We start from the raw sequence: 7,457 nt of genomic DNA, 5'->3' as shown, positions 1-7,457 counted from the left end.
ACGGCAAGTTGACCGAGGAAGTGGCGAAGGTGTTCGGTGTGCCGTTTGAGGTCATCCCGTTCAAAGCCAATCCTCAAGGACAACCGCAGCCGCGCGTGAAACGGTACCATGTTCATGCGGTTCCCGCGAAAGCGCAGTTTGAAATCAAATTCCCTTGCGTGGAAGGGTACACTCAAGCCATTCGCAATAAGGTGACCGTGGACTGGGGCAACGTTCCCTCGCTCCTCTTGGAGCCGGGCCGCATTCCACCGGAAGTGGAGGTCAAAGGCCTGCATGTCTCCACCAAGGGCAAGCTCACGCTCAGCGGTCCTGGTCGAGTGGATGAGGTCAACCTCGATGAATTTCGCGCGAAGCGCCGCATGCAAGAGCTCGTGTTCGACCTCGCGAACACGCTCGCGCGGGACTATGTCGCGCAGAAGCAGTGCGCAATTCCAACCCACAAACTGTTTCCCCAACTCGCCGGCATCATCCAGCTGTATCTCGACAAGAAGGTGGAGGCGCGACCACCCGCGGACAAGAAGGACCTCTTTCTTGCGCCCTACTATGGCTGGGTTGTCGAGCGATTGCTGGAAGCGATTCGTTCTGATACGTCACAAGGGGAAGCACCGGAGGTGCCTCGCTACGAAGCCACACGCGGGCCAGGCTCCACTGCCGAGGTCGACTTTTGGACAAGCCGCGAGGTCCGCGAAGTCAACAAGTCTCATCTCAACTATGTCGTTGCCGACACCAAACAGTGGGAACAGTCGGCTGCTTATTATCTGGACAAGGGCAACGCTGTCGAGGCGTTCGTCAAGAATTCAGGGCTTGGGTTCGCGATTCCGTATCTGCACAATGGTCAGATGCATGACTACGTGCCGGACTTTATCGTTCGGCTAAAGACCGAACCGGCGAGCCATCTGATTATGGAAACCAAAGGATACGATCCCCTCGAAGAAGTGAAACGGGCGGCGGCTGAACGATGGGTTGCGGCGGTGAATGCGGACGGAGCCTATGGGTGTTGGCGCTATGCTATGGTCAAAAAAGTATCGGACATCCCGGATATTCTAACGTGAACCAACGTCGCTATTCTTCTGTTGCTTCTCTTTCCGTTCCCACAGCTTACGGTGCGGTTCCCAGAGTCACCGGCGAGCAGCTCTCGTCAGGGAGAGAAGGACAACCCTCGGATTCCTCCACCATGACACTGAGGGCCAAAAGTGGAGGTGAATAGCCTCCTTTAGATGATTTCTCAGTGTTAAAAGAGTATCCTCCGGCTCAGGAGTTCAATAGATGGTCCACGCACCAAGGAATGCCGGCACGGTTCAGGCTGTTATCGCTGAAATGGTACGGCGTATTGTCGAGCGGTTTCATCCGGAGCGAATCATTCTCTTTGGATCACACGCTCGCGGGACAGCTGGGCCGCATAGCGATGTCGATTTGCTTGTCGTGATGCAGCCGCAAGGGCCTAAACGAAGGCAAGCGGTCGAGATCTATGGGTTGCTGGCTGGCATGGGCGTTCCCAAAGATGTCATTGTCGTGACTCCTGAAGAATTCGAAGCCTAGCGAGAGGCGCCGGGCACTGTGATAAAGACAGCTTGGCAGGAAGGAAAGATCCTGCATGACCGTGCGGCCTAAGGACGAGGATCTTGTCCGGGTCTGGGTTATCAAGGCCGAACATGACTTGCTCAATATTGAATCTCGCTGCGCGAGAGATCCCATGGGATACCATTGGCTTTCATGCGCAGCAATGTGTTGAGAAATACCTCAAAGCTCTCCTTGTTTTCCGACACATCGACCCTCCGAAGATTCATGATCTGACCGAACTCTATGCGTTGTTGCCAGGTGATCTGCTGATAGGCCTCGACACGCGCTTGCTCGAAGAATTGAATCCCTACTCGATTGAAGGACGATACCCTGGAGTTTGGGAGCCGGTTGAAGAAGTGGAGGCGCTTCGGGCTGTTGAGGCTGCAAGAACGATCCGTCAGGCAATCCGCCGAATCCTGCCGCCTACTTGCATCACCTGATCTCTACTGAAGCAGATGGGATATTCCAGGCAGCCGGTTTGCTACGGGCTGTTGGTTCCGACTACTCTTCCGTCTTCTCTCCCCCTTCCCACAGCTTCACGGTCCGATCCCACGACGCGCTGGCGAGGCGCTTGCCGTCGGGGGAGAAGGTGATGCAGCGCACGGGGCCGCTGTGGCCTTTCACGGTTCGGAAATTCCGGCCGGTGGCCAGATCCCAAAACTTTATGGTTTGGTCGTCGCTTGCGCTGACCAATACTTTTCCGTCGGGGGACACAACGAGACAGCGGACCCAATCTTTGTGGCCGGTGAGGGTTTTTTTCTCGACTGCGTTCGGCATCTCGAACAGCTTGATGGTGGTATCCCGGCTGCCGGTAATCAACAGATTGGCATTCGGGGTGAAGGTCATGGCACCGATCCAGTAATCCATCGGTTTTTGAAACCGGCCGTCATCCTCGATATAGTAGCCGCGAGTCTCAGTGGAATCTAACTCATCTTGCCGCCAATGGGCGTCGTGGAGAACCTTTTCTTCGCCGCTTGGGAGCACTTCCCACACTTTGATCTTTCCGATGTCGGTTCCGCTGGCAAGGTGAATTCCGTCCGGGGAAAAGGCCACGCAGACCGACCAGTGATGATCGTAATCATCCTTCCCGAGCAACGTCATCAGCTCGGTGCCGGTGGTGACCTCCCAAATCTTGATGTCTTTGTTATGGCTGCCCCGCGCAAGCATGAGACCGTCGGGCGAAAGCGAGAGACAGCAGACGTTATGATCGTAGCGTGTGAACAACAGTTTCATCGGCTCGCCGGTTTTTCCGTTCCATAACCGGATCGTGCGGTCTTCGCTGCCGGTGGCGAGGGCTTGTCCGTCCGGGGTGAACACGATAGCGCGAATGTCGTTGGTGTGGCCGCGCAGCGAACGCAGTAACCGACCGGTTTCGATGTCCCACATGCGCACGAGGCGTTCGGCGCCGCCGCTGGCGAGCGTTGATCCGTCAGGTGAAAATGCGACCGCCCAGATTCCATGCGAATGGCCACGGAACGTTTTCACCTCTCGACAATCGGCCGCCCAGTATTCCAAGAAATCAATGGGAGGTGCCGTTGCGGCTCCCGTTGCAGAAGCGGCGTTCTCAAGCGAAGGGGACATTGTAGGTTCCAACATGGGTTGTGTTTTTCTTGGCCGGGTGGTCCTTGATTGGGCAACAGCTCGACCAGTATAATTCCGTTGGTTGTTGGATCGTAAGAGATGCCTCGCGGCTAAGTCAACCCTTCGACGTCGTCGATGGGTCGTCGTATAGGATATCTCGAAGTAACCCCTTCAAGCCGCTGAGGGTTTTTCATGGAAATTAGATTTCAACCGGCTTTGCTCCAGGAAGTGATCGACTCGTTCGTTGAGAAGACGGAACGGGAAGGCGATCCTACGTACTACAAGGAATTCCACGAGCATGCCGACCCGATTTACGAGAAATTCATCCTCGAAGACCGGGAGGCGGAGTTCAAGAAGCTCTATCAATATCTCTTCGGTATCTGGGGGTTTTCAGATATTGTCCGCGACTCGTTCAACGAGTATCCCCTGTTGAGGGAGAAAGTGGGAATCGTCCTGGTCAAAGGCGTGCTGAAGGAAGATCAGGAAGGGGTCGATATTCTTCGCAAATGGGGGTCCGTTGAGAAAGGCTTGGCGCAGGAGTTTGAGGCGAAGGGGTTGAAGGGCGTTGGGATCAAACTGATCCCCCGCCGATTCTATGACCCAGCGCTGACGCGCTATTGTCGCCATGAGTTGATGCACATCTCGGACATGCTCGACCCGCTGTTCAGCTACGATCCTGACACCAAGGTGGGACTGAACCCCGGCGAAGAGACGTTGATTTTGCAGCGTTATCGTGTGCTCTGGAGCTTGAGCGTGGATAGCCGGCTGGTTGCGACAGGCAAGGAGCCGATGCTGAGCAAGGAGGATCGATTCAAGGAATTCCGGTCGTGGTACCGAAAAATTCCGCCTCCTCAGCTGAAGTCGGTGTTCGAGGGGCTTTGGCAGACCTCGTACTTCACCCATTCAGAGTTGATTGAGATGGCCGCCGATATGCTTCGCGTGATGGATCGGGCTGTGGACGTGGAAGGCGGTGAGGTTCCCGAGGTCAAAAACGAAATTATGCTCATACCGGGTTTCCCGTGCCCGCTGTGTCGGTTTCCCACCTATTCATGGGTCGAGGATATGGGGACGAAGGTGGAGTCGTACGTGCTCGACTTCATCCGTGAGAATCACCCGGGGTGGGACGTGGAATTCGGAGCCTGTGATCGTTGTGTTGAGGTGTACAAATTACGGGCGGATGGCGTGACGTGATGTAGAGAAGGTTAAGGTCTAGGCGAAGCGTTAGACCTCTCAACCTTGACCTTAGTCTCGACCTTCAGGGACAAATGCCAACCAACTCTTCATACGGCCGGCGAGATTTCATGAAGGATTCCGTGATTTCTACGGTCAAAGCCGCGCACGAACTCGTCAAGCAGGCGGAGGGTCTTTCAACAGCGCCGCCTCCGCCGCCCGCTCGCACGGACTGGCTGCGTCCCCCTGGTGCGGTGGAAGAGCACCTGTTCCTTGAACGATGCACAAAGTGCAATGATTGTGTGACGGCCTGTCCTCCCGGCGCGATCGTCACACATCCGCAGGACGGCACCCCGGTTCTTTTTGCCGATCAATCCCCCTGTCTCCTATGCGAAGATCTCCCCTGCATCGCCGCATGCGGGGCGGATGCGCTCTTGTCCGTCGTGGGGGGCAACCACGTTCACATGGGAATCGCCACGGTCTCACAGCGACTCTGTACGGCGGGTCAGGGATGTCATGCCTGCGTGTCGAAGTGTCCGGCCGACGCCCTCGTCTTGGATTTTGCGTCGTTGCATCTATGCGTGGTGAAGGAAGCCTGTGTCGGGTGCGGCATGTGTGAGATGGTCTGTAAAACCGTCAACGACCATGTCGCAATTCGTGTGGTCCCGTCAAGGCATCTGGCAAGGATCGATTCATGATGGCATCACTCCGGCGAGCTCGCCCGGCAGGAAATCTTAATTCACACCATCGAACCAATTCACCCTTGACTTCGTACCCCCCTTTTCATATACACATACATGACTGTCGCCTAGCCTTGGTGAGTAAGGTGAACCAGGCAGCAAGGAGACGAACGTTATTATGACGAGTCAACAGCCGATGCAAGACGTATCCGCATCTGCAACCGCCACGTTGCCGACTCCCACGGCCATCAAGGACTCTCCCGCTGTAGAACGCGCGCTGAATCGCAGCAAGATCTATTTGCTGATCTCCTGGAGCCTTCTGTACCCCGAGGACGAGGAATTTCTCGATTATCTCCGGTGCGGCGAGTTCGTGGGGGATGGGCGGGCTGCTCTCGATGCGTTGGAAGTCGCCCTCGGCGCCGACGGCAATGTACCGGCCAAGGAAAAGTTGAGGTTGCTCAAGCAACAATTTGACCGGGTGGAGAGCCTGGTCGCTACCGAATGTGTCAACTGGCAGCTGAGCGATCTTCAGTCGGAACATCGTTGCGTGTTCAGTAATGTGATTACGCTCGATTGCCCTCCCTATGAAACTCTGTTCGGGAATGACCACGTGTTCGCGCAATCCCACGTGATGGGTGATATCTCCGGTTTCTACAAAGCGTTCGGAGTCGAATTATCGAAAGATATTCATGAGCGCCTCGATCACCTCAGTGTTGAATTCGAATTCATGCACTTTCTCGCTTACAAGGAATCGTACTCGCTGTGCCACGATGGGCCGGAGAAGACGCAGATCGTGGTCGACGCGCAGAAGAAGTTCGTCAAAAATCATGTCGGCCGATGGGTACCGCTGTTCTGTCGCATGCTGACCAAGAAGGCGGATTCCGGTCTCTTCAAAGTAGTCGCCGATATGACCGCTGATTGGATGGATTTTGAGACGGCCTTCCTGGGCGTGGCCCCTCAGCCCTACACGGAAACCGACTATCGTCCGGCGACATTCAGCTCTCCTGAAGGCCAGACCTATGAGTGCGGCGCGCAAGATCAGGGGAACGAATTGACCATGCTGTTGAACGAAGTCGGTGCGCAGTCGTTTTTGGATGTGAAAGAAAAGGATAAGGGCACTGAAGAAGATGGCCCTTCGGGAACGGCGTGAGTCCGCTTGATAACGGTTCTAGTATGAACGCAGTCTTTACCATCATTGATAGGAGGGAGTAGCACTATGAGGATAGCGCAGACGACCAACAAGAAATTGGTGTTTGCCATTCTTCTCACCGCCCTCACTGTCGGCCTGATGCTGACATTGGGGCGAGTACCACTGGCCGTCAGTCAACCGGTGACGATACCGGCTAAGGCGGTGAAGGGCCCGATTCCAATGGACGGCGCCAACCCCATCTGGGAAAGTGTTCCCGGCGTTGTCGTTCCGTTGAGTGGTCAGCTCATCACGACACCGATGCACCCGAATATCTCGGTGAAGTCGGTATTCGTCAAGGCGATGACCAACGGCAAGGAAGTTGGGTTGCGGTTGGAATGGCTGGATCAAACGAAGAATGACACAACGATCGGCCCGCAAGACTTCAGGGACCAGGTCGCGGTGATGTTTCCGGTGAATACGGCCGGGGCTCCGCCGTTCCAGTGCATGGGACAGTCCGGCGGGACGACCAATATCTGGCGGTGGAATGCCGAATGGCAGAAGGACCTCGGCAAGGACAGCGCGGGAATCTGGGATGTCGACGATCAATATCCCGGCATTTTTTGGGATTATTACTTTGAAGAGCCGGCCGGGGGAGTCACCTATCCGGACCGTATCGGCCGGAGCTTGGGACCGTTCAACCCTGGTATCTGGTCAGGAAACATTATATCTGATCCGACACTTCGCGTGAGTTCCGTTGAAGACTTGAGCGCGAACGGTTTCAGCACTCTCACGACGCAAGCTCACCAAGATGTCGTCGGCAACGGCGTTTGGGAGCCGTCAGGATCCATCAAGGGCGGAGGATATACCGGTCCGACATGGCGGGTCGTCGTGAAGCGGACTTTTGAAAGCGGCGATGCGAACGATGTCCAGTTCAAGGCGGGAATGTCGGTACCGATCGCTTTTGCAGTGTGGGACGGTGCCAATGTTGAGCGGAACGGCATGAAATCGCTTTCGACCTGGTTTACGCTGAAGCTGTAGTGGCCTGAGCGGCTCGGCCGACCGCCATAACCGCCACGTTGCGTATTGAAAGAGGCCTCGGATTGGGATCCCGGTAAGTATGGGAACGGTTCGAGGCCTTTTGTTTTCTGAAATTTTCCGTCACTAGTTCAGCCTCTCTACGCTTGCAGATTGCATTTTTCGAAGTGCGGAGGGTATAAAGGAAGACACTCAGAACTTGCTGATTTTCAAGCATAAAAGGATAAACATCGCATGAAAATCTCGCTACTTTTCCCCCCGACCTGGCATCCTTCTCAACCCTATCTCAGTTTGCCGTCCTT

At 55.4% G+C, this 7,457-nt stretch carries 7 protein-coding genes and 1 pseudogene; 7 read left to right on the top strand and 1 reads right to left on the bottom strand.

The annotated features are described in order from the left end of the window. The 3 genes and pseudogenes from ACOSYY_RS17810 to ACOSYY_RS17800 all read left to right on the top strand — a co-directional run. A pseudogene (locus tag ACOSYY_RS17810) lies at window positions 1-1,052 on the top strand (restriction endonuclease); the annotation flags it as partial. Between the two features lie 214 nt (window positions 1,053-1,266). Continuing rightward, window positions 1,267-1,539: a nucleotidyltransferase domain-containing protein gene (locus ACOSYY_RS17805; RefSeq protein WP_421664176.1), complete on the top strand. Its 273-nt coding sequence runs from the start codon at window positions 1,267-1,269 to the stop codon at window positions 1,537-1,539. A 113-nt stretch (window positions 1,540-1,652) separates the two neighbouring features. Next, window positions 1,653-2,000, top strand: coding sequence for a HEPN domain-containing protein (locus tag ACOSYY_RS17800; protein WP_421664175.1), 348 nt, complete (start codon window positions 1,653-1,655; stop codon window positions 1,998-2,000). 61 nt (window positions 2,001-2,061) lie between these two features. Here ACOSYY_RS17800 and ACOSYY_RS17795 read toward each other — a convergent pair whose 3' ends face one another. After that, on the bottom strand, window positions 2,062-3,156 hold the full coding sequence (locus ACOSYY_RS17795) for a WD40 repeat domain-containing protein (protein WP_421664174.1): 1,095 nt from the start codon (window positions 3,154-3,156) through the stop codon (window positions 2,062-2,064). Window positions 3,157-3,333: 177 nt separating this feature from the next. Here ACOSYY_RS17795 and ACOSYY_RS17790 point away from each other — a divergent pair, with 177 nt between their 5' ends. The 4 genes from ACOSYY_RS17790 (at window position 3,334) to ACOSYY_RS17775 (ending at window position 7,158) form a co-directional block, all read left to right on the top strand. Next, the gene (locus ACOSYY_RS17790; RefSeq protein WP_421664173.1) at window positions 3,334-4,332 is read left to right on the top strand and encodes a hypothetical protein; all 999 of its coding nucleotides are present in this window, start codon (window positions 3,334-3,336) and stop codon (window positions 4,330-4,332) included. 110 nt (window positions 4,333-4,442) lie between these two features. After that, window positions 4,443-5,009, top strand: coding sequence for a 4Fe-4S dicluster domain-containing protein (locus ACOSYY_RS17785; RefSeq protein ID WP_421664172.1), 567 nt, complete (start codon window positions 4,443-4,445; stop codon window positions 5,007-5,009). Window positions 5,010-5,169: 160 nt separating this feature from the next. Then, window positions 5,170-6,141: a TorD/DmsD family molecular chaperone gene (locus tag ACOSYY_RS17780; protein WP_421664171.1), complete on the top strand. Its 972-nt coding sequence runs from the start codon at window positions 5,170-5,172 to the stop codon at window positions 6,139-6,141. Window positions 6,142-6,207: 66 nt separating this feature from the next. Next, window positions 6,208-7,158 (top strand): ethylbenzene dehydrogenase-related protein, encoded by a 951-nt coding sequence (locus ACOSYY_RS17775; RefSeq protein ID WP_421664170.1) that lies wholly within the window; start codon window positions 6,208-6,210, stop codon window positions 7,156-7,158. Window positions 7,159-7,457 lie beyond the last annotated feature (299 nt).

The organism is Nitrospira sp. BLG_2 (genome assembly GCF_049222245.1).
Note: the sequence above shows the minus strand (reverse complement) of the source record. Positions and strands in the feature narration are given on the sequence as shown.

What these genes read in the sequence shown, in the direction of transcription:
- ACOSYY_RS17790 (WP_421664173.1), top strand. Translation starts at nt 3,334, where the DNA reads ATGGAAATTAGATTTCAACCGGCTTTGCTCCAGGAAGTGATCGACTCG.
- ACOSYY_RS17795 (WP_421664174.1), bottom strand. Translation starts at nt 3,156, where the DNA reads ATGTTGGAACCTACAATGTCCCCTTCGCTTGAGAACGCCGCTTCTGCA.
- ACOSYY_RS17785 (WP_421664172.1), top strand. Translation starts at nt 4,443, where the DNA reads ATGAAGGATTCCGTGATTTCTACGGTCAAAGCCGCGCACGAACTCGTC.
- ACOSYY_RS17805 (WP_421664176.1), top strand. Translation starts at nt 1,267, where the DNA reads ATGGTCCACGCACCAAGGAATGCCGGCACGGTTCAGGCTGTTATCGCT.
- ACOSYY_RS17775 (WP_421664170.1), top strand. Translation starts at nt 6,208, where the DNA reads ATGAGGATAGCGCAGACGACCAACAAGAAATTGGTGTTTGCCATTCTT.
- ACOSYY_RS17800 (WP_421664175.1), top strand. Translation starts at nt 1,653, where the DNA reads ATGACTTGCTCAATATTGAATCTCGCTGCGCGAGAGATCCCATGGGAT.
- ACOSYY_RS17780 (WP_421664171.1), top strand. Translation starts at nt 5,170, where the DNA reads ATGACGAGTCAACAGCCGATGCAAGACGTATCCGCATCTGCAACCGCC.